The following is a 21,126-nucleotide window of genomic DNA, read 5'->3' on the forward strand; positions in this document are numbered from 1 at the left end:
TAGTTTCCTCTCTAATCCACATTTGCTTTACCAGCATCCGAAGTAGTCTTTTCTCCAATTGCCGTATCCCCTTTTTCCTGCACATAATTACAGTTGAAAAAAACACGGGATTGGTTTTGCAATGTGCTGTCTTTCCAAGTCACCATCACATTGACCGTAAATTGTTTCTTTGGTGATATTGCATCTAAAATGATCATTTTAACAAAGCCTTTTTCTCCCCGCGCTTGATAGGGAATCATATTATACTGACTGTTGGCATCATCCCCTAATATCCCAATACAAGGATATACATTCGTATTAGAATCCATATTCTGATCCACTGCGATGGCCTGGATATCATACATGGCAACCTGTGGATTATACAGCTCTATTTCATATTTATAATCATCCTTTTGTTTAATTACATTCATCTTATATTCAAAGGGAATGATTTTTGATTCTATCCCCTTATTGCTAACTACGGCATCAATAAAGCTCTCATATACTTTTATGCTTTCACTATCTTGATGATGCAGATTTTTACATCCGGTAAGAAATACCGTCAACAAGATGCATAAAATCGAAAGTTTACGCATGAAATCACCTCGGTTTTAATTATACCATATGTATGTGAAATGCACCATACCTGTAATATCAAGGGGCTTTTATCTGTCGATGGGAAAGTATTGATGATTGTCTTAGGAATTCGCGGAAAGAAAAAGCGATCGTATGGATCGCCTTTGTTTGTTATTTTCCGCATTTGCAACGGAAAGAACTGCATTCAGTTTCGCAACAAGCATTTGGTTCAATGCAATTGTCGCAAGTAACACTGATGGTTTCTGCTACACAATGATTGTCTTTATGATAGACACAATTGTTCACACTACATAAAATTTCGGTTTTTTTCTGCATATTTACACCTCCATCAGTAGTATGCGCAAACACTTTCATGTTATGTGCGATATATGAGTAGTGCTGAAAAGCAATATATTTGTTCTTCCTCCTGTATACTGCAGGAAGTTGAAAATTTAATATCAACTACATCGATATCCGGATTATCCTCTAAAAATGCATTGATCATATCGCTGAGATCATCCTCATGCTCCTCATCAAACACTTTGACCTGAACCATCTTCATCACCTAAGATGACTCTAACATATTCATGAAGGATTACTTGTCGATAAAAGTAGCCTGTAGTTTCTTTTTTAAATGTTCATTTTGCACTTCGATCATAGGTAATCGCAAAACATTTTGAATTTCTCCTCTTTGTGCCAAGACATATTTCACACAAGCTGGAGATGGTTCCTGAAATAACAATGTCGCTTCCTGCTTTAATTCCTTACGCAATTCGTTATCTTTACGATTGCCACATAGAAAATGCTTTAGCTTGGTAAGTGATACATGTCCAAGTACAGATACCAAACCATCCATACCCGCATCCATGCCTTCATCAATGGTTCCATCTTCCCCGCTATATATTATGAAATGAGGATGCTCTTTTTTTAACTTTTGAACTGCTGCAAAATCATCACATGCCTGCTTTAAAGCAACAATATTCGGACATGTTGTTATTAATTTTGCGATCGTCTCTGCTTCAAGTTTCACACCTGTCCGAGATGGGATATTATAAAGCATAATATTGACAGAGCTATGTGCAGCAATGCATGCAAAATGTTCATACAATCCAGCTTGTGAAGGTCGATTATAGTACGGTGCAGCTAAAAGCACACCATCAATAGGCAGCTGTTGAACCTGATGCACAGCCCGCAAAGTATCTGCTGTACAATTTGTCCCACAGCCAAACCATATTTCTATCTCATGATGGGTTTCTTGCAAAACAAATTTCACTATTTGCAAACGTTCCTCTTCACTTAAACAAGGTGTTTCTGCTGTTGTACCACATACGATAAACCCATCCGCTCCCTCCGCCATTAAGCGGGCAATTAATGCACGCAATGCCGGATAATCAACCTCATGTTCTTTGGTAAAGGGAGTAATCAATGCTACCATCAATTTTGCCATTATACGTTTCCTCCTAATAAGATTGGTTCTATCTGTTGATCTTGAAGCGCCATATCACAGGTTTCCATTAACAGATCCCATTTGGCGACAATACTGCGTTCTTTTTGGAATGGTGCATCTTGAGCAAATGGAATGGCATAAAACCCTCGATAATTCAGCAGAGTGAAAATATTAGCTCCACTAATCCCCAGGCCATCATTTGTTGCTATTCCAAAAACAATATTTTTCTTATTTCGCAGCATAGCTTTGGCAGCTAGTGTAACAGGATGATCGTAAATGCCGTGCACTAGTTTTGCACAAACAGTAGCACTCATCGGGGCAATCACCATTAGATCGTAACAATTGCATGGGCCGACCTTTTCAGCCTCTACGATTGTATGAATGATACTGTGACCACTTAAATTTACCAAGCGATTCAAAAAATCATCCGCTTTAAAGAAACGTGTATCACAAGTGTACACATTTTCACTTACCACGATTTGTACATCATTTTCCTGACATAAGATTTCCAACTGCTTTAATACTTTCGCATGATTACAAAATGAGCCACAAATACCAAATAAAATGCGCTTATTCTTCATGTAATCTCCTCCTTATATGATCTGCGATAATATTACCGGCACTGATACATGCAAAACGACCTGGCAGATTACTGATCTTGTAATAGTTCAGATGCAGACGGTGTATTTGTTCCTCATGAAACAAAACGGGAGTTGAAATATCTAAGAATAATGGTGTTTTTGACCATGAACGTATCTGCGCATCATCCAATATTTGTACCGGAGCAGTATAAATGATGACATCGCCACATTCTTTCCATTCCTTTATTGGTAAAAATTCCTTACTCATCACACAATCACGGCGTATTACGCGTACATGAGTATGAAGATTTTTTAACATTGTATAAATAGCTTTACCACAATGCCCATATCCAACAATATCGATTGTTATAGCATAAATACTTTTACAAGTATGTGAAATTAATTCATTTAAAACACCTTCTGCTGTTAAAATAGCGTTTTGTGTTATGACCTCTTCCGCATTCATATAATAATCGACTTCTACATTTAATTTTTTGGCAGCTTCATTTTCTATACCCTGGAAAACAACCATTTCTTTTCCCTGAATTTTCCAAAAGCTACTGGGAATATGCATATAGGAATTCCACATCTGTACATTATGTTCTTCATTCATTCCCTTCACTGGCAAGACAAAAGCATCCAGCTGTGGTAATGTTAAAAAGTCAGTATCTTCCTGTATCCTATAAACTACATAATCTTTTTTCAGATTATCTGCTACCTGCATCATTCTTTCATCACTACAAACCACACCGATTTTCATAGCACTCCTCCTTTACTTTTATACTATGTGAATTGTATCGATTGGTTCTATAGCATAGAAAGGTATTCTACTTGACGAGCAGCAATAACGCGTCTATAATGAACAGTGTTCATATTAGGAGGAATCATTATGAATAAGGTAGTCACATCAAAAGACGAATTATTAGAAGCTGCCGAACAAATCACCTATGAGGAAGGAATGACTCACCTCAGTATTCGCTCACTCGCCAAAAAACTGGATATATCTGTTGGTGTAGTGTACAATTACTTTCCTTCAAAAGCCGATTTAGTATTGGCTATCATCGAAAATTTCTGGAAAAAGGTTTTTCATAAAGATCTTTGCACATTCGATGAACCCCCTTGTTTCCCTATCTTCTATGAAACCATCTATCAACGTTTAAGCGAACATATAGAGGATTTCCAAGCTGTTTTTTTAGGACAATTGCATGTATTGCGTTCAGAAGATAAGCAAAAGGGGAAAGCCTTGGAACAACAATATTTACAGCACATACAGAAAGGGTTTCTTCTTGTCCTATCTCAAGATTCGCATATTCCTGAAAGCTTATGGACAGCAACCTTTACAAAGGAAGCCTTTCTACAGTTTTTATTTGAACATATGTTGGTAGATCTCTCACATCAACGCAAAAACTGTCAATTCACAAAAGAAATGTTATATCGCTTATTATATGCGAAATCAACATAATTTCACGTTACAACGAACAAAGTTCAGCAACAATGCTTTGCAAACAATAAATAATGGAAATAGGCTTTCATATTCTCTATCTAACCATTGGTATTTTTTGAAACCCTCTCTATTAAAAAGGCGAAGCATGATAAAGCAATTCCATTATTTAGCATCATAAGAAAGGAGTTCTATCATTATGAAAAGAACAGTAAACTACGCTATACTTTATGCAATTCTCGCCATGATTGGTGGTATCTTTTATCGCGAATACACCAAATTCATGGGATTTGACGGCAGGACAACACTTGCCTTTGTACATACCCATCTCTTTCTGCTGGGAATGGTCATGTTTCTCATCGTGACATTTGCCATTCATCAATTTCATATCGAAAAACAAAAACATTATCGGCTATTTCTTATTCTCTACCATCCCGGTGTCTTATTAACTTCCCTCATGCTCTTTCTGCGCGGTATCACACAAGTAAATGGCAATGAACTAACCAATACTGTTAACGCTATGATCTCCGGTGTTTCCGGTATCGGCCATATCCTAACAGGTATCGGTCTTCTTCTTTTCCTGTTTATATTGAAAGCGAGTGTGAAAGATGCGTAAACGAATGTATATCCCTAAAAACTACCTTTTGTTACTAGCCGGCTTCATTTGGTTGCTAGCGGGTATTAATATTCTAAATATCGGCTATCAATCCACTTCTGTTCTTACTTTATGGATGATGCTAGCAACGATTTTGACCTTTCTTGTTTTCTATTTTGCTATTTTTCGCAAACTCATTCATAAGCATACAAATCGAATCTTACGTTATGCCCATGCTTATATGCATATATTACAATTTTTCGATAGAAAATCATACATCATCATGTTTTGTATGATGAGCGGTGGTATTTTATTAAGAAAAAGCAATGTATGGCCAACAGTATGCATAAAATCTTTTTATACCGGTATAGGTCTAGCCCTATGCATATCAGGCCTGTGTTTTATAAAGCAATTTTATCACCAGCAGCTTTCATTCACTAATAAATAAAGCACATCAGATACTATTTCTGTATGTGCTTTTTTCTCATATATATATAATCTTTCATATTGAAACGTGGGATTTCATAAGCATATCTGTTTGAAATTCTTTGTTTATCTTATTGTGTAATTACATAATAATTACGTTTCCCGCGTTTGATGATGGTTTTATTCGTTGTGATTGCATGTGTTGAGCTTACGATAAATTCACAGTCTTTTATACGTTCACCATTGATTTGAATAGAACCTTGCTTGATCCATTCTCTTGCTTCACGTTTACTACTAGCAATTTTCGCTTGTACTAAGACATCAAGTAACGGCATATGATCATCTACTGCGATACTATCAAAACCATGCAACGCATCCTCGAGTTCATCGCTGGTTAAATCTTTAATATTTCCTTTGAAGAAAGCATTCGTAATTTTTAATGCTTTTTCATATTCCTCTTCACCATGCAAATCAATAACGACAGCTTTTGCAAGTGCCTTTTGTGCTTCTCTGCGTCCCGCATCTATCTTTGTCTTTTCTTCTAAATCTTCAATTTCTTCGCGACTTAAGAAGGTCAATGTCTTTAAATATTCAATAACCTTACTATCTTCACTATTCACCAAGAACTGATACAGTTCATAAGAAGATGTTTTATTTTTATCCAGCCAAATCGCCTTGCCTTCGCTTTTGCCAAACTTTGTTCCATCCGCCTTAGTTACCAATGGCATTGTAAACCCATATGCTTCTTTACCTAATTTCTTACGAATCAATTCAATACCGGCTGTGATATTCCCCCACTGATCTTGTCCTGCTACTTGCATGATACAGTTGCGATTTTCATACAAATGCATAAAATCCAACGCCTGTAAGATCATATAAGAAAATTCTGTATACGTAATTCCTTCATCCAATCGACGAGCAACAATATCTTTATTCAACATATAATTAATGTTAAAATATTTCCCATAATCGCGCAAGAAATCCAAAGTATTGATATCCTTAATCCAATCGTAGTTATTTACAACTTCAAAGCCAAATACATCCTGCGCCTGTTTCTTTAGACATGCAAAGTTATGCGCAACTTCATCTTTTGATATCATAGCGCGTTCTGCTGTTGGCTTAGGGTCGCCAATTAACCCTGTTCCTCCACCAACTAACAAAATCGGATTGTGCCCTGCCTGTTTTAAACGCTTAGAAATTAAAAAGGATGAATAATGTCCAATATGCAAGCTGTCTCCGGTAGGATCAGTACCAATATAAAAAGTGACCTTTTCATTATTCAGCATGTTTTCAATTTTCGGTGAGCTACAATCTTTAATTAAGCCTCTCCATACCAATTCTTCATAAATATTCATAGTCTATTCCTTTCTCAGCCATTAAAAAAGCGCCCTTATCCAAGGACGCCGTTTTTTATTTGCGTGGTACCACCTTAGTTCCTCATAACATGAGGCTCTCTAGCTCATAACGTGAGCATACGGCTTTACTTTTCATAAAGCAGCTCCAAGGTGTATTCCATAAGTTCCTGACTGCGGCTTTTCACCAGCCAGCCGCTTCTCTGTGCTCATTTCCTTATGTACTCTTTCTTATCATAGCTGTTGTAGTATTAAGTATAATGTAATTTTTTACTTTGTCAAGCAATGATTACTTGGTTGATTTACGTGGAGTGAAAATATAGCTCAATTCGATTTCTTTATCTGGAACATCATTTTCATCCGTTAGCATCTTTGTCAATAAACGCATAGCAACAGCACCTAAATCATAATCTGGAATTTTAAAGCCAGAAATCTGAGGGCGTGCCATAGAGTTATATTTACTATCTAAGATACATACCAATTCCACATCATCCGGAATATTCATTCCTGCTTCTTTCACGGTGTTCATAACCGCCATAGCTTGAGAATCACGATACGTAATGACGACATCATAAGGGACGCCATCCTTCACATATTCTTTCAAGAATAAGTAAGAGGAACGATATTCCTTAGGAATTTCAATATAGCCGTCAAATTCCATACCGTTTTCTTTATAAGCACGTGATAATCCATCACGAAGTTGTTTGATCATTGCTGGATTCTTACGATCCTCAATCAATGCCAAACGTTTTTTCCCTTTTGCGATGCAATCCATTGCATAATCATAAACAAGGCTGGAGTAATCCACATAAACAGAACCAACAGTTTCATCACTCATCTTATTACCGATGACAACAATGGGAACTTGATATTTTGTTAATTGATTCAATTCTTCCTTATTTAGCTTATCATTGAAAATCACAACACCATCCACACGGGATTTGATGATATTTTCAATAATATCATTCATTTCAGTAATGCCTTCCGTCGTTGTATGCAGCATCAGATTATATTTATAAATTTTTGCCACATCAATCAAACCATTAATAATCTGTCCCGTATAGAAATAGCTTGCTTCTGGTACGATCAGAGCAATCGTCGTCGTTTTCTGAAGTGCCAATCCTTGAGCAATCGCATTCGGTTTATAGCCTAATTTTTCAATTGCCTCCTGCACTTTCACACGTGTGTCTTCACGGACAACTTCAGAACCGTTGATAACACGGGAAACGGTTGCCAGTGAAACATCTGCTTCTTTTGCTACATCATAAATGGTAATTCGTTTCATAACACTTATCCCTTCTGACTAATCGTCTTCATCCTTCGTGTCTAAGACACGTTGTAACCCTTCAAAGGCTTTTTCCGCTGCTTTCAGCGTACCCTTTTTTAGCTTCTTTACATTCTTCTTAACGCGCTCATCTTCACGAATAGCACTAACCGTGTCCGTAATGGTATCCATCGTTTTCACAACATAGTCCTTCTTCATAAGCTCATCTACACCATCACTGAATGCATTCGTCACTTTGCCCGTCATTTCATTCAGTTTTTCCTTGCCATTTTTTACATCCTCACGCTGATTAAAGGCTGCTACTTTCTGTTTCGTTGTTTCCAATAACAAGGCCGTATCAGTCTTCAGTTTTTCTAAACGCTGTGTTGTTTCCTGCGCATTCACATTATTTTTTATCCACTGACGAAATTCTGCGTACATCCGACTTAGTTCTATTTTGGCATCCGCAAAAATTGAAGAGGCATTTTCATTATCCTCGTCATCTTCCATTTGAATAATGGTATAACGCGTTTCTTTTTCCATGTCATCAACATGCTGGCTTGCATCGCTCATGAAGTATGCACCTCCTGCTCACAGGCTTCTTCCTGTTGCTCATCGCTGCCATCTTTTCCCATATGATGTAAAATCCAATCTTTAATCAAAGAGAAATTTTCAATCACCATCACCATCGTACTGCGAACAGCATGTTTGCTTGCTTCATGCACACTGTCAACAGTCTCACTTAATTCATTTAAAGTCTGTAAAGGCTTTTCCAGTGTTTCCAATTCTTTGTTTGTCGTATCGAGTGTTTTTTTCATACTGATCACAGCTTCATTCGCACTTTTTAATAACACGATCAGATGCCTGACAAAGATAACCAGAAATATCAGGACAATAACACCTACAATCGGTAATGCCTTAGCGGCAACATTACTCGTTAATTCCAATAACTGATCTAAACCCATAGAAACACCTCTTTTTATATTTTACCTTATTTTGTAAACATTTACAAGTTTACTGAAAACTTTTTACAATATTTTTTAATTTATAAATATCTTTACTGCTCATAAACAGATATACTGCAGGGCCGCGATCTGCTAAAAACTTAGCCGCTGTTTCATCTTCTTGAATCACTTGAGCATGCGCGCAACGATCTGCTAAATCTTGTATCGTAATATTGATTCCTGGCTCTTTTGCGGCATTTTCAGGAAAATGGCATAAATATGTCTCGTCAGCTTGATCTAATTCTTGGGCAAAACGATCCATAAAATAATAGATACGAGAATAACGATCCGGTTTAAATATCGCAATGATTTTTTTATCAGGATACTTAATGCGAGCAGCCTCAATCATATACTTAACAGCAGTTGGATGATGTGCATAATCATCAATATACACATTACCATTTTTTTCTTCTATCGTAAAACGGCGTTTTACTCCCGGAAAACTTGCCAATCCTTCCTGTAACACTGCCGGTTGTAATCCTTCCATGATTCCTAAAGCGATTACCCCTAGGCTGTTCCACAATAAAGGTTTCCCAACAAACGGTAATTTAAAACTGCCAAAGTACGCTTTTTTATATAAAACATCAAAAGACATACCTTCTTCATTTTGTATAACATGAACAGCTTGTACGTCATTGTCATCCTGTAAACCATAATACAAATGCTTCGTTTTGACGTGCAGGCGACGCACTTCTTCATCATCACCAAACAGTACAATACCTTTTTTTACTTGATTGGCAAAGGTTTCAAATGCATCGCGATAATCTTCCATATCTTTATAATAATCCACATGATCCAATTCAATATTCGTAATGATCGCGTATTGCGGTTTATAAGCCAAAAAGTGACGCTGATATTCACAGGATTCTAAGACAAAATATTCACCATCATCCGGCATATCTCCTGTACCATCACCAATCAAAAAACCAGTTGGTGCTACTTCGGCCATCACATGAGAAATCATGCCTGTCGTTGTGGTCTTACCATGGGTACCGGCAACACTGATACTTGTATATTCTTCGACCAACTGCCCTAAAAAATCATGATACCAGTATACCTGCACTTTTCCTTGCTTGGCCAATTCCATGGCTTTTTTCACTTCCGGATTGCTTTCATTAAAAGCATTGCCAATGATGATTGTCATTCCTTCTTTAATGTTATTCTCATCAAAATGGTAAATCGGAATATGTCGTTCCTCTAAAGGTTTTTGGGTAAAGATATATTTATCAATATCCGAACCGCTCACTTGTTCATGGCGGTCAAAGACGATCGTAGCTAAAGATGCCATACCGCTTCCCTTGATACCAATAAAATAATATTCCATATTACGTTTACACTCCCTTTATTTTTCCGTTACATCTTTTATATTAGATTCAGCCTCTTTGATTGGCGTAGAATCGCCAAACAGCGAAATTTGCAACAAATCTTCAGTATCCGTATCATCATCTGCTAAAATAGCTTCCAAGGGTAACGTATGTTCTTCCTCTTCTTCTACCTTTTGTAATAAATCTGCCGGCATTTCTTGTGATGAAAGCTCATCCCTTGTTTCCGTCATGATGATTTCTTCCTGCTTACTTTTGGCTTTTTTTTCAATATCTTTTTTCGCTTCTTCTTCAAATTCTTCCAATTCATTCACACCATAATACGGTGATATAATTGTCCCTAACGGATTTTCCTTACGTTTGCGAGCGCGTGGCATATTGACATTAGGTGTCTTCGTTGAAGTCTTCGCTTTTGCGTTTTCTTCTTTCGCTCCAAAAATCGGCGAAATCACCGGTGTAAACTCATATTCTTTCTTTTCTTCTTTTTTCATAACAGGTCGACTTTTTATTGTCTCTTTTGGTTGTTTTACTTCTTTTGCTGGTTCTTTTTTTGTCTCTAAATCAATACTGACAAACTTTCTCGTCTCCTGCTTGATTGGCGTCTGTTCCTTTTTAACACTTTCTAGATCCGCTTGTTTCGGCGTATTCTGCGGTTCTTTATCCACTGTTTTTGCTTCTTTCTCTTTTAAAGAAATTGCTTCCAAATCATCTTCTGCAATGATATCTGCCTCTGTTTCTTCAAACAGAAAGGAAGTAACTTTTTTCCATAACGACATTTTCCTCACCCTTTCTGCGTCATTGATTTACTTGATTCAAGAATTGTTCTATTTCTTCTCTAGTCTTGCGCTGCTTCGATACAAACCGATTACTTTCTTTCCCATTTAGATAAATGACAAAGCTGGGTATGCCCATGATCATCAAGTCTACACATACATCCATGCATTGATCACGGTCAACATAGTAAAAGGTAAAGCCTTTTGCCGTATATTCTTTTACGACGTCTTCAAAAAAGCCTTCTAAAAAACGACAGTCAGGACACCAATTCGCAGAAAAGACAAAGACATTTTTGCCTTCGCTGGCACATGCTTTATAAAACGCTTCTGCATTGTTAATTACATTCATATATTCTTTCATGGTATGACTCCTTTTGTTGAACCGTTTACATGTTCTTATTATAGCATCATTCGATGAAAATTTACTTTTTATTTTCATTATTTATGCATTCTTTTCATTCATAGGATATTTCTTCCAAATGGCACGATAAATAGGCTGCCCTTTTTCCATGAAGCGATGCTCATATTCCGTAATTACATCTTCATCATGAGCAACACGGCGAAAATCCACACTGAAATCATGAAGAAACCAACCTGCATTTTGGAATTCTATTATACTATATTCAAATAATGAGCTATTATCTGTTTTCATCTGAATTTCCCCATCATCTGCCAAGATTTTCGCATATTGGGCAATAAATTTCTGATTTGACAATCGCTTTTTATGTGCTCGTTTTTTAGGCCAAGGATCACTGAAATTCAAATGGATGACTTGAATTTCACCTTCTGCAAACCAAGAAGCAAGCTGCTCAGCATCATCGTTGATGAATCGCATATGTGCTTTTTCTTTTTCTTGTTTTGTATATTTACGTACCGCCAGAGCAGCTACATTGTTATTTTTCTCAACACCGATCCAACCGTATTCTGGATATTGCAAAGCCATCTTTGTCCAATAATCCCCTTTGCCACAGCCAATCTCTAAATGTAGCACATCACGTTTTAGCGTTTCTTTCCATTTGCCTTGCAAAGCAGCGGGTTCTTTAATAACGACATCCTGCTCCTTTAAAAAGTCTTCTGCCCATGGCAATTTTCGCATTCTCATAGATCGTCCTACTTCTTTCCCAGCTTTTCCACAGCTGCTGTATAAATAGCGATAGAAGTCATTAAATCTTCTAGTTTTACCCCTTCATCTTTTTGATGACATCCTCCGACATATAATCCTTCAGGAATCTCGGTTTTCGGAAACTCAGGTCCAAAGGCGACAAAGTTTTTAAATTTCTTCGCATAGGTACCTCCGCCAATTGTCTTATTTGGTGTAAAGGTGTCCTTGCTGTATTCTTGATATACTTCACTTAATGTACTTACCAAGGTAGATTGTGGATCAACAAACAAAGGTTTTGTATCGTGTTCTAATAGTACATCTAAAGCATATTGACGTTTTTCGGCACTTTTTTTCATATTATCTATGATCAGATTTGCATCCGCATCATTTGGATAACGGATATCAATGGTAATATCCGCCTTTCCATCAGCAATATGAATGATCCCGGTATTCATTGTCAAAAATCCCATATAAGCGCCCTCAATGGCAATATTCAATGGTTTTCCCTGCCAATCATGCAGCAGTGCATACGTATCATACGCAAATTTATCCTGCATAGCACTTCCTACAAAATTCAAGAGATGCAAACCAGCATTTACTCCATTGTATGGCATCGCTGCATGTGCGGATACCCCCTCCATGGTTAAAACAGCTTGTTTTCCATCATAGGCAACACTGCCTTTTAACCCATTCGATTTTAGGTAAAAATCAAACATATCCATATAGGCATCGTTCCATTTATCCACGCATAAACTAGCTTTACCGATGACGATATTTGGACGTTCACCGGCATGCATGCTGGTTATACACGTTTGCACATCGCCTTTTAACCTAACATGCAAGCCGCCTTTTTCACCATAAATCACAGGAAAATCAGCATCGGGTGTAAAGCCCATGGTAGGTATTTCTCCATGTTGTGTATAATACTTCATGCATTCCATTCCCGTTTCTTCATTGCACCCTAAGATCAACATGATCTTGCGATCCAATTGGATACCTTTATCTTTTAACATCTTTAAGGCATAAAAACCCGCCATAGCAGGACCTTTATCATCCAAAGCCCCTCTGCCAAACAAATAGCCTTGTTCAATTTCTCCTCCATAAGGATCTTTGGTCCAGCCATCACCTAAAGGCACAATATCCAAATGTGCTAATACACCAACACTTTCCGTACCTTCACCATAGCTGATCACGCCAGCATAGCCATCATAATCCTTTACTTCAAAGCCTTCCTTACGTCCCAGCTCTAACATATAATCCAAAGCTTTGCGGCACCCTTCGCCAAAAGGAGCACCTGCTCGAGCACTTGCTTTATCTTCTATTGAAGCAATGGCAATCAAGCCTCTTAAATCACGAATAAAATCTTCTTTATATGTTTCCAATTCCTGTAACCAGTTCATGTTTTTCACCTCGCATATTATTTTATCATAAAGCGAATTGAATACCTACGCTTTTTTTCATAAATTTTCATTAAGATGACAAATTGGTTGTAACCTTTGCAGCCCCTTTTTTTGCTGCTTTGTACCTATCGTGTAAGAAATATCCATCCACAAAAAAAGGACAAGTGTATAACACTGTCCTCACGTATTCACCTTATGATTCTACAGCCGGTGTTTCTTCTTTTTTTGTTTCAACCGTTTCTTCTGCAGGTACTTCATCTTTTTTCACAAGCTGTTTTTCTTCTTTTTTAGGTCTTGGCAATAATGCTTTCGCACTGACATTGACACGTCCGCGATCATCGATTTCCATCACCTTAACTTTTATGGTATCACCAATATTCAGCTTGTCTTCAACCTTTTCAACACGCTCATGACAAATCTTTGAGATATGCAATAAGCCATCTGTACCCGGGAACAGATTTACAAAGGCTCCGAATTTTTCAATACGTACAACCTTACCTTCGTAAATATCACCGACTTTTGCAACACGTACAATGTCACGGATCATATTCGCAGCTTTGGTAATAGCCTCGCGGTTCATATGATAGATGACCACATGTCCATCGTCTTCAATATCAATTTTGACCTCATCGCAAGCTTCGATGATCTTATTAATCATCTTACCATTAGGTCCAATGACTTCGCGAATCTTTTCTGGGTCAATATAGAATTGTTCGATCTTAGGTGCATATGTACCAACATCTTCACGTGGTTTATCAATAGCAGTCATCATATTTTCCAGAATCTGTGCACGCGCACCTTTGGCCTGTGACAAAGCTTCTCGGAAGACATCTTCTGTAATTCCAGCAACTTTGATATCCATCTGCAGTGCCGTAATACCTTCACTTGTTCCCGCTACCTTAAAGTCCATATCGCCAAAATGATCTTCCATACCCTGAATATCGGTCAATACGGTATACTTCCCGCTATCCTCGTCCATGATCAAGCCCATTGCAATACCCGCAACAGGTGCCTTAATAGGAACTCCAGCAGCCATCAAAGACATTGTGCCGGCACAAATAGATGCCTGCGAACTAGAACCGTTTGATTCCAAAACTTCCGCTACTGTACGAATCGTATATGGGAATTCTTCTTCACTAGGCAATACCTGTGATAAAGCACGTTCTCCCAAAGCACCATGACCGATTTCACGACGGCCTGGATTGCCCATTCTTCCTGTTTCACCAACAGAATATGGTGGGAAATTGTAATGATGCATAAAACGTTTATATTCTACATCGGTAACATCATCAATGATCTGATTATCATTCATCGGACCTAACGTCGTTACCGATAATACCTGTGTTTCCCCACGTGTAAACAACGCACTGCCATGCACTCTTGGTAAAATATCAACCTGTGAATCCAATGGACGGATTTCATCAATCTTACGTCCATCTGGGCGTACTTTATCTTCAATGATCAAACGACGTACTTCATTTGCCTCAATGCCATGACAGATTTCTTTTACCTGCTTCAAAGCTTTGGCCTTAGCACTCTCTGATGCATATTCTTTTTCTTCAAAGCGAGCTAGCGCTGCTTCTGTTAATTCATCAATCTTACCATAGCGCTCCAATTTCTTTTCAATAGACACCGCTGCGCGAATATCGGCTTCAAAGTTTTCCCGTACTTCCTGATCAATTGCTTCATCTACAGTATACAGTGTTACTTCCATTTTCTCTTTACCGATAGCTGCCGCAATTTCTTCTTGGAAAGCAACTAATTTTTTAATATGTTCATGACCGAACATGATAGCTCCTAGCATAGCGTCTTCATCGACTTCTTTTGCTCCAGCCTCTACCATGTTTACAGCATATTTTGTACCGGCAACAGTCAAGTGAATATCACTTTTTTCTAATTGTTCCGGTGTTGGATTAATGACATATTCGCCATCTACACGTCCAACGATTACTCCGGCAATCGGACCGTTGAAAGGAATATCCGATACACATAATGCCAAAGATGCGCCGAACATTGCAGTCATTTCCGGTGTGCATTCCTGATCAACAGAAAGCACCGTATTCACAACCTGTACCTCATTACGGAAACCTTCCGCAAATAATGGACGAATCGGACGATCGATCATACGAGCCGTCAATGTTGCATGTTCACTAGGTCTTCCTTCTCTTCTTAAAAAGCCTCCGGGAATCTTACCAACAGAATATAGTTTCTCTTCAAATGAAACAGTCAATGGAAAGAAATCGATCCCTTCTTTTGCCTGTTTGCTGGCAGTAGCTGTTGATAAAACAACGGTGTCATTATATCTTACCAGAGCACTTCCTCCGGCCTGTTTTGCTACTTCTCCAGTTTCTACTGTGAGCACCCGCCCACAGAACTCTAAACGAAATGTTTGTTTAGCCACGTTTTTCACCTCTTAATTTTTCTATCTTTTAAATGATATCATAAATTAAACACTTAGGAAAGAAAAAAAGCCGCAAATTCATGCGACTTTCTGTTTCCTTTACTAATAAATTACTTACGCAGTCCTAAGCGAGCGATCAGTTCTTTGTAACGGTTCAGGTCTTTGTTCTTTAAGTATGTTAATAAGTTTCTACGACGACCTACCATTTTCATCAAACCTCTTTGAGAATGGTAATCGTGCTTATGTTCTTTGAAGTGTTCTGTCAGCTGATTGATTCTAGCTGTTAATACAGCGATCTGAACTTCTGGAGAACCTGTATCCCCTTCAAATCTTGCATACTCTTTCATGATTGCCTGTTTTTCGCTTTTTAATAACATGTTATTTCCTCCTGTATTTTCATAATGTTTCATACTGAGTGAGCCGTCGAGGAATACACGTGCAGACCAAGTATAAAACCTTGTTAATAATAGCATACTCCCTACCGTATCGCAAGTGTTTTTCAATATTTTTACACTTCATCTTATACGTCATTGCATTATTTCTTTGCTCTTTGCAAGTATTTTAATACCCTTTTCTGTATTATCTCTTACCTAAAGTAAAAAACGCTTGATTTTCATGCATATCTTATTTATCCATGTGCTTCATCATCACCTAAAAACTCTACCAACACATCATTTAATAGATGAAAGCCTCTTTCACTTGCCCAAATTTTCTCTTCATCTACTAAAAGCAAGCCTTTCTCTTTTTGTTTTTCGATTATTGACCCATATACTTCGCTGATATCCTTTCCAAAACGCTCAAAAAAAGCTTGTCGGGAAATACCCTGTTTCATTCGTAACGACATCATGATCATCTCAAACATCTGAGCCTTCGTATCTAGCTTTTCATATACTGAAGATGCCCCTTGTTGCAGATAGGTTTCTAAATTGCGTGTGTTTTCATAGCGACCTCGCTTGTCTTTTCCACTTGCTCCACAGCCAATGCCATAAAAATCTTCATATCGCCAGTAAACTTGGTTATGTAAAGAGGCATACTTGGGCTTTGCAAAATTGCTGATTTCATATTGTTGAAAACCATATTGTTGTAACAAGGTTATCGCAAGATCATACATATCCGCTTCTATATCCTCATCAATATTCTGTATACCTTGACGACCAAATTCCGAATGAGGTTCTATTGTCAGTCCATACAAAGAAATATGCTGAATGGGAAAGGATGATACGATGGTATGTAAATCTTCCTCCCACATAGCCAAGCTTTGCTTAGGTAAACCATAGATCATGTCAATAGAAATATTATGAATACCATGTGCATGAATACGTTTTATACAAGCAAGGACATCTTCGCTCGTATGATGACGATGCATCTGATTCAGCAAAGATGGTTGCAAGCTTTGCACTCCCAGAGAAATACGATTCACGCCATAACGCTGACATATATCTAACTTTTCATCCGTTAAGGATTCAACATTGGCCTCGATCGTATATTCGTTTACTTCTTTTGTATAAGGAACTAGTAAGGATAATAGTGTTTCCAGTTGATGCGGCTGTAATGCACTCGGCGTCCCACCACCAATATACATCGTCGTTAGCGGTGATAACTTTTTTATCGTCAATTCCTTTGCCATCGCCGCCAACCATTTTTCGGCAAGCCCAACATGATAACGGCATCGAAAAAAATCACAATAGGCGCAGATATCCTGACAAAATGGCACATGTAAATAAGCAGCTTTGCACATAAGGTTCCTCCTTAAAAAGCAATTAATAGGTCAACATCGTTAATTTCAAATGTTCACTCACATAATGAATGATCTGTGAGCAGGTTGGCTTGGTATTATAGACGCAGATTAATTCCGGACAATGACGATACGCATAGGCAATCGCTGTACGCATACATTTTTCAACACGTATTTGGGTCGTAGCATGAACTTTTGCCACCATAGCGTATAAGGTCCCCATCTTTAACTGTAACGGATCTTCCTGCTGTGAAAATAAAATCGCAGCGGTACGTAAATAATTATAGCCTTTTAAGTGCGCCGGCAGGCCAAGTTCTTCCAGGATCCTGCCAGCCACACTTTCCGAGGTCCAGTTGCCATTTTCCACAAGCTTATGATAGCGATTCTTGCTATGGATGGCTTCCATCAATTCATGAGGATTATAAGGTTTTGCTAAAAAAGTATGTAGATCATATTGTGCCATAAGTTGAAAAACATCGCTATCCATTTCATCAAACATCATGATAATTTGCAAGTTCACTAACGCTTCGCTCAGCGCAATTTCTTCTAATAAATATTTCGCCTTTTGCTGGTCGATGGCATAACGCATGATAAAAATATCTGCATCTTGTTGTATGAGTTCTGTGGCAGACTGTGGAATGGATGTGGTAATACCAACGATTTTAAGATCTTGTTCCTCCATGCTCATATCCATAACTTGTTTCAGCAATACAATGTCATCCAGACAAACATACACTCTTGCCATTGTTTTATTCCCCTTTATCAGCTGTTTATATAATACACAAATTTACGACCGACTTTTTCTTTGGTATACCAACCTAAAGCTACCAAGCCATCCATAGAAGTGCGGGCTGTTTCATAACATACATCATGTTCTTGCATACATTGGGCAATCGTATAATAATGATGTGCTTCATGATGCTTTGCATAAAAGGCGGCCTGTATCAAGGACATTGCCGGACATACTTCTTGTAAAGTTTGAGCATCATAGGTAAGAAATTGCCGGCTTTTCCGTTTTAATGATACCATTCTGTTTGAAATTTGCAACTGTAAATCTTCAAGAAACCTTAGCAGCGCATAGGTCAAATCATGTTCCTGATGTTCGATCAGTATATCACGATATAGCGATTGCAATAATTCCCCATCTCCTAAACCACAAAGTCCTTCACAACGCAACATGAGTTCAGCTGCTCGTAAAAGCGATTCCTTATGTTCTTGCAAGAGAAAAAATAAACGTAATATCACATGGATAGATGTATTACAGATCAGCTGTACATACATTTGAGGAATCGCTATATGAAAGCATTTCACTGTTTCTGATATATCACAGGGCCATTGCTGCTCGATATAAAAGCGCTGTGCCTGTGTTAATGTAGATGAATGTGTTGGTTTCTTATGCCGTTGTTGATATTGCAGAAGTAGCCTTTCACAAAAGGAAAGCTTTTGTATTACATATGGGTTTAAGGTAACATAGTATGGTTTTTCTTTATATGGTGTAAAACGAAAGATTCGTCGATATTCTTGAATTTGTTGCCATACGCTTTCCAATACGACGCCTGATAATTCTTTCCTTAATTCCTCTTTCTTGATATATTGATCTTCACTATATGTCCTTGTTGTTTCAAACATACCATCACTCTCCAAGGCAATAGTGTAGCATGTTTTTACAGGAATCCTCAAAGTTTCGACAAAACTAGCGAAAAACAGACCTTTTACAGCCTGTTTTTCTTATCTTCCTCGTATTATGCATTCACATAAGTGATATGTTTGCTTATTTTAAGATTCATCATCCATGGATAGAACCGCCATAAATGCTTCCTGTGGAACCTCCACACTGCCTACCGCCTTCATCCGTTTCTTTCCTTCTTTTTGTTTCTCTAATAATTTTTTCTTACGGGAAATATCCCCACCATAACATTTTGCCAAGACATTTTTGCGCAAAGATTTAATATCTGCACGAGCAATGATTTTCCCATTGATTGCTGCCTGAATAGGAATTTCAAATTGCTGTTTAGGAATCAATTTCTTTAATTTTTCACAAATAGCTCTTCCTCTTGGATATGCAAACTCCCGATGCACAATGCTGCTTAAGGCATCGACAACTTCTCCATTTAACAAAATATCCATCTTCGCTAACTTATTGGGCTGATAACCGATTAATTCATAATCAAAGGATGCATAGCCCTTCGTACAAGATTTCAGTTTATCAAAGAAATCATAAACAATTTCTCCTAAAGGTAATTCATAAATCAGATTCATTCTCGTATCATCAATATACACCATATCCGTATAATTGCCACGCTTGCGCTGACACAGTTCCATGATTGCCCCGACATATTCTTTTGGTGTCATGATGCTGGCTTTGACAAATGGCTCTTCAATATGGTCGATTTTCTGCACATCAGGTAACAGGCTTGGATTATCAATAGCAAGCATGCTGCCATCTGTCAGATAAGCATGATAGACAACTGAAGGCGCGGTTGCAATCAGATCAATATGATATTCACGCTCAATGCGTTCTTGAACAACATCCATATGTAGTAAACCCAAGAAACCACAACGAAAACCAAAACCTAAAGCCTGTGAAGTTTCCGCTTCAAATTGCAAAGAAGCATCATTTAATTGTAATTTTTCCAAAGCATCACGAAGATCATTATATTTTGCCGAATCAATCGGATATAAACCACAATATACCATAGGGTTCATTTCCCGATATCCATGCAGTGGTGCACTAGCAGGATATTCGACATTGGTTATGGTATCACCGACACGCACATCTTGAATGGATTTGATTGACGCACATAACCAACCAACTTCTCCACATTCCAAACTGTCTTTCTTGACCTCTTTCGGTGTACGTACACCACATTCCAACACTTCATACTCTGCATCACTCGCCATAAAACGCACCTTATCACCAACGCGAATACGACCTTCCTTTACCCGCACAAAGGCAATGACACCACGATAGGCATCATAAACAGAATCAAATACCAAGGCCTGTAAAGGCGCATTAGGATCACCCTTTGGTGCCGGTACATTGGCTACGATATCTTCTAACACATCACGTATATGCAAGCCATTTTTAGCTGAGATCAATGGTGCACAAGAAGCATCCAAACCAATCACATCTTCAATTTCTTTTTTAACGACATCCGGTTGTGCACTAGGTAAATCTATCTTGTTGATGACAGGTAAAATTTCTAAGTCATTATCCAATGCTAAATACACATTTGCCAGTGTCTGTGCCTCAATTCCCTGAGCCGCATCTACGACTAAAACAGCACCTTCGCAAGCTGCTAAAGAACGAGATACTTCATAAGTAAAATCGACATGACCTGGTGTATCAATCAAATGAAAAATATAAGTCTTTCCGTTTAATGCTGTATATTGCAGCTGTACGGCATTTAGTTTAATGGTGATGCCACGTTCACGTTCCAGATCCATCGTATCCAACAGCTGTTCTTTCATTTCTCTTTGCTCAACGGTTTCCGTCAATTCCAAAATACGATCCGCAAGCGTTGATTTTCCATGATCAATGTGGGCGATGATGGAAAAATTACGTATATATTTTTGTTCCACAGGTATCACTCCTAACAACACAGACCTAATTATAACAGAGTTTTAATGGGATGCAAACAGAAATTGTGCAGGCGTTCTTGACGAAAGCGCACAGGCAGTGCTATAGTTATGTTTGTAAAGGATGAGAGAGCATCTCTTACACGAAA

23 protein-coding genes and 1 other annotated feature are annotated in these 21,126 nt (G+C 38.0%); of the genes, 2 read left to right on the plus strand and 21 right to left on the minus strand.

Annotation, left to right across the window (positions count from 1 at the left end; translation table 11 throughout):
- Positions 1-11 precede the first annotated feature (11 nt).
- The 6 genes from EDD61_RS01090 to EDD61_RS01115 all read right to left on the minus strand — a co-directional run bounded on the left by EDD61_RS01090 (position 12) and on the right by EDD61_RS01115 (position 3,343).
- Positions 12-575, minus strand: a complete 564-nt coding sequence (locus EDD61_RS01090; protein WP_132223374.1) for a hypothetical protein — start codon at positions 573-575, stop codon at positions 12-14.
- A 151-nt stretch (positions 576-726) separates the two neighbouring features.
- A complete protein-coding gene (locus EDD61_RS01095) occupies positions 727-891 on the minus strand; it encodes a DUF1540 domain-containing protein (protein ID WP_008688582.1) in 165 nt (54 codons plus the stop codon).
- A 40-nt stretch (positions 892-931) separates the two neighbouring features.
- Positions 932-1,111: a sporulation protein Cse60 gene (locus tag EDD61_RS01100; RefSeq protein ID WP_008688585.1), complete on the minus strand. Its 180-nt coding sequence runs from the start codon at positions 1,109-1,111 to the stop codon at positions 932-934.
- A 39-nt stretch (positions 1,112-1,150) separates the two neighbouring features.
- Positions 1,151-2,002 carry a 4-hydroxy-tetrahydrodipicolinate synthase gene (gene dapA / locus EDD61_RS01105; protein ID WP_132223377.1) on the minus strand — a complete coding sequence of 284 codons (852 nt, stop codon included), beginning with the start codon at positions 2,000-2,002 and terminating at the stop codon, positions 1,151-1,153.
- Positions 2,002-2,583, minus strand: a complete 582-nt coding sequence (locus tag EDD61_RS01110) for a dipicolinate synthase subunit B (RefSeq protein ID WP_008688587.1) — start codon at positions 2,581-2,583, stop codon at positions 2,002-2,004. Before EDD61_RS01110 ends, dapA begins: the two co-directional genes overlap by 1 nt.
- Positions 2,573-3,343, minus strand: coding sequence for a hypothetical protein (locus EDD61_RS01115; RefSeq protein WP_008688588.1), 771 nt, complete (start codon positions 3,341-3,343; stop codon positions 2,573-2,575). Before EDD61_RS01115 ends, EDD61_RS01110 begins: the two co-directional genes overlap by 11 nt.
- 129 nt (positions 3,344-3,472) lie before the next feature.
- On the opposite strand from EDD61_RS01115, the gene EDD61_RS01120 reads away from it, so the two are divergent.
- Positions 3,473-4,045, plus strand: coding sequence for a TetR/AcrR family transcriptional regulator (locus tag EDD61_RS01120; RefSeq protein ID WP_008688589.1), 573 nt, complete (start codon positions 3,473-3,475; stop codon positions 4,043-4,045).
- Between the two features lie 178 nt (positions 4,046-4,223).
- The gene (locus tag EDD61_RS01125) at positions 4,224-4,640 is read left to right on the plus strand and encodes a DUF2871 domain-containing protein (RefSeq protein ID WP_008688590.1); all 417 of its coding nucleotides are present in this window, start codon (positions 4,224-4,226) and stop codon (positions 4,638-4,640) included.
- Between the two features lie 536 nt (positions 4,641-5,176).
- Here EDD61_RS01125 and tyrS read toward each other — a convergent pair.
- The 15 genes from tyrS to lepA all read right to left on the minus strand — a co-directional run bounded on the left by tyrS (position 5,177) and on the right by lepA (position 20,980).
- Complete coding sequence (tyrS, locus tag EDD61_RS01135; RefSeq protein WP_008688593.1) at positions 5,177-6,400, minus strand: tyrosine--tRNA ligase; 1,224 nt, start codon at positions 6,398-6,400, stop codon at positions 5,177-5,179.
- 38 nt (positions 6,401-6,438) lie between these two features.
- Positions 6,439-6,644, minus strand: a binding site (T-box leader).
- A 42-nt stretch (positions 6,645-6,686) separates the two neighbouring features.
- Entirely contained in the window at positions 6,687-7,682 is a 996-nt protein-coding gene (locus EDD61_RS01140; protein WP_008688596.1) for a LacI family DNA-binding transcriptional regulator, read from the minus strand.
- 18 nt (positions 7,683-7,700) lie between these two features.
- Entirely contained in the window at positions 7,701-8,234 is a 534-nt protein-coding gene (locus EDD61_RS01145; protein ID WP_132223383.1) for a hypothetical protein, read from the minus strand.
- The gene (locus EDD61_RS01150; RefSeq protein WP_008688600.1) at positions 8,231-8,626 is read right to left on the minus strand and encodes a hypothetical protein; all 396 of its coding nucleotides are present in this window, start codon (positions 8,624-8,626) and stop codon (positions 8,231-8,233) included. The genes EDD61_RS01145 and EDD61_RS01150 overlap by 4 nt, the downstream gene beginning before the upstream one ends.
- A 49-nt stretch (positions 8,627-8,675) precedes the next feature.
- Positions 8,676-9,989: a UDP-N-acetylmuramate--L-alanine ligase gene (murC, locus tag EDD61_RS01155; RefSeq protein WP_117547618.1), complete on the minus strand. Its 1,314-nt coding sequence runs from the start codon at positions 9,987-9,989 to the stop codon at positions 8,676-8,678.
- Positions 9,990-10,007: 18 nt separating this feature from the next.
- Entirely contained in the window at positions 10,008-10,763 is a 756-nt protein-coding gene (locus tag EDD61_RS01160; RefSeq protein WP_132223386.1) for an internalin, read from the minus strand.
- A 19-nt stretch (positions 10,764-10,782) separates the two neighbouring features.
- Positions 10,783-11,121, minus strand: a complete 339-nt coding sequence (locus tag EDD61_RS01165; protein WP_008688603.1) for a thioredoxin family protein — start codon at positions 11,119-11,121, stop codon at positions 10,783-10,785.
- Between the two features lie 81 nt (positions 11,122-11,202).
- Positions 11,203-11,862, minus strand: a complete 660-nt coding sequence (trmB, locus tag EDD61_RS01170) for a tRNA (guanosine(46)-N7)-methyltransferase TrmB (RefSeq protein ID WP_008978316.1) — start codon at positions 11,860-11,862, stop codon at positions 11,203-11,205.
- 8 nt (positions 11,863-11,870) lie between these two features.
- The gene (pepV, locus tag EDD61_RS01175; RefSeq protein ID WP_008688606.1) at positions 11,871-13,262 is read right to left on the minus strand and encodes a dipeptidase PepV; all 1,392 of its coding nucleotides are present in this window, start codon (positions 13,260-13,262) and stop codon (positions 11,871-11,873) included.
- Between the two features lie 193 nt (positions 13,263-13,455).
- The gene (pnp, locus tag EDD61_RS01180) at positions 13,456-15,663 is read right to left on the minus strand and encodes a polyribonucleotide nucleotidyltransferase (protein ID WP_008688607.1); all 2,208 of its coding nucleotides are present in this window, start codon (positions 15,661-15,663) and stop codon (positions 13,456-13,458) included.
- A 110-nt stretch (positions 15,664-15,773) separates the two neighbouring features.
- Positions 15,774-16,040 (minus strand): 30S ribosomal protein S15, encoded by a 267-nt coding sequence (rpsO, locus tag EDD61_RS01185; protein ID WP_008688610.1) that lies wholly within the window; start codon positions 16,038-16,040, stop codon positions 15,774-15,776.
- 251 nt (positions 16,041-16,291) lie between these two features.
- Positions 16,292-17,401: a radical SAM family heme chaperone HemW gene (gene hemW / locus EDD61_RS01190; protein ID WP_132223389.1), complete on the minus strand. Its 1,110-nt coding sequence runs from the start codon at positions 17,399-17,401 to the stop codon at positions 16,292-16,294.
- A 22-nt stretch (positions 17,402-17,423) separates the two neighbouring features.
- Positions 17,424-18,143: a sporulation initiation factor Spo0A C-terminal domain-containing protein gene (locus EDD61_RS01195; protein ID WP_008688616.1), complete on the minus strand. Its 720-nt coding sequence runs from the start codon at positions 18,141-18,143 to the stop codon at positions 17,424-17,426.
- A 17-nt stretch (positions 18,144-18,160) separates the two neighbouring features.
- Positions 18,161-19,027 carry a hypothetical protein gene (locus EDD61_RS01200; protein WP_132223392.1) on the minus strand — a complete coding sequence of 289 codons (867 nt, stop codon included), beginning with the start codon at positions 19,025-19,027 and terminating at the stop codon, positions 18,161-18,163.
- Between the two features lie 147 nt (positions 19,028-19,174).
- Positions 19,175-20,980, minus strand: coding sequence for a translation elongation factor 4 (gene lepA, locus EDD61_RS01205; protein ID WP_008688619.1), 1,806 nt, complete (start codon positions 20,978-20,980; stop codon positions 19,175-19,177).
- Between the last annotated feature and the right edge of the window lie 146 nt (positions 20,981-21,126).

This window comes from Longicatena caecimuris, assembly GCF_004341945.1.
Classification (GTDB): domain Bacteria; phylum Bacillota_I; class Bacilli_A; order Erysipelotrichales; family Erysipelotrichaceae; genus Longicatena; species Longicatena caecimuris.

Coding starts and splice junctions, on each gene's coding strand:
- EDD61_RS01090 (WP_132223374.1), bottom strand. CDS start 575: ATGCGTAAACTTTCGATTTTATGCATCTTGTTGACGGTATTTCTTACC.
- EDD61_RS01095 (WP_008688582.1), bottom strand. CDS start 891: ATGCAGAAAAAAACCGAAATTTTATGTAGTGTGAACAATTGTGTCTAT.
- EDD61_RS01100 (WP_008688585.1), bottom strand. CDS start 1,111: ATGGTTCAGGTCAAAGTGTTTGATGAGGAGCATGAGGATGATCTCAGC.
- dapA (WP_132223377.1), bottom strand. CDS start 2,002: ATGGCAAAATTGATGGTAGCATTGATTACTCCCTTTACCAAAGAACAT.
- EDD61_RS01110 (WP_008688587.1), bottom strand. CDS start 2,583: ATGAAGAATAAGCGCATTTTATTTGGTATTTGTGGCTCATTTTGTAAT.
- EDD61_RS01115 (WP_008688588.1), bottom strand. CDS start 3,343: ATGAAAATCGGTGTGGTTTGTAGTGATGAAAGAATGATGCAGGTAGCA.
- EDD61_RS01120 (WP_008688589.1), top strand. CDS start 3,473: ATGAATAAGGTAGTCACATCAAAAGACGAATTATTAGAAGCTGCCGAA.
- EDD61_RS01125 (WP_008688590.1), top strand. CDS start 4,224: ATGAAAAGAACAGTAAACTACGCTATACTTTATGCAATTCTCGCCATG.
- tyrS (WP_008688593.1), bottom strand. CDS start 6,400: ATGAATATTTATGAAGAATTGGTATGGAGAGGCTTAATTAAAGATTGT.
- EDD61_RS01140 (WP_008688596.1), bottom strand. CDS start 7,682: ATGAAACGAATTACCATTTATGATGTAGCAAAAGAAGCAGATGTTTCA.
- EDD61_RS01145 (WP_132223383.1), bottom strand. CDS start 8,234: ATGAGCGATGCAAGCCAGCATGTTGATGACATGGAAAAAGAAACGCGT.
- EDD61_RS01150 (WP_008688600.1), bottom strand. CDS start 8,626: ATGGGTTTAGATCAGTTATTGGAATTAACGAGTAATGTTGCCGCTAAG.
- murC (WP_117547618.1), bottom strand. CDS start 9,989: ATGGAATATTATTTTATTGGTATCAAGGGAAGCGGTATGGCATCTTTA.
- EDD61_RS01160 (WP_132223386.1), bottom strand. CDS start 10,763: ATGTCGTTATGGAAAAAAGTTACTTCCTTTCTGTTTGAAGAAACAGAG.
- EDD61_RS01165 (WP_008688603.1), bottom strand. CDS start 11,121: ATGAAAGAATATATGAATGTAATTAACAATGCAGAAGCGTTTTATAAA.
- trmB (WP_008978316.1), bottom strand. CDS start 11,862: ATGAGAATGCGAAAATTGCCATGGGCAGAAGACTTTTTAAAGGAGCAG.
- pepV (WP_008688606.1), bottom strand. CDS start 13,262: ATGAACTGGTTACAGGAATTGGAAACATATAAAGAAGATTTTATTCGT.
- rpsO (WP_008688610.1), bottom strand. CDS start 16,040: ATGTTATTAAAAAGCGAAAAACAGGCAATCATGAAAGAGTATGCAAGA.
- hemW (WP_132223389.1), bottom strand. CDS start 17,401: ATGTGCAAAGCTGCTTATTTACATGTGCCATTTTGTCAGGATATCTGC.
- EDD61_RS01195 (WP_008688616.1), bottom strand. CDS start 18,143: ATGGCAAGAGTGTATGTTTGTCTGGATGACATTGTATTGCTGAAACAA.
- EDD61_RS01200 (WP_132223392.1), bottom strand. CDS start 19,027: ATGTTTGAAACAACAAGGACATATAGTGAAGATCAATATATCAAGAAA.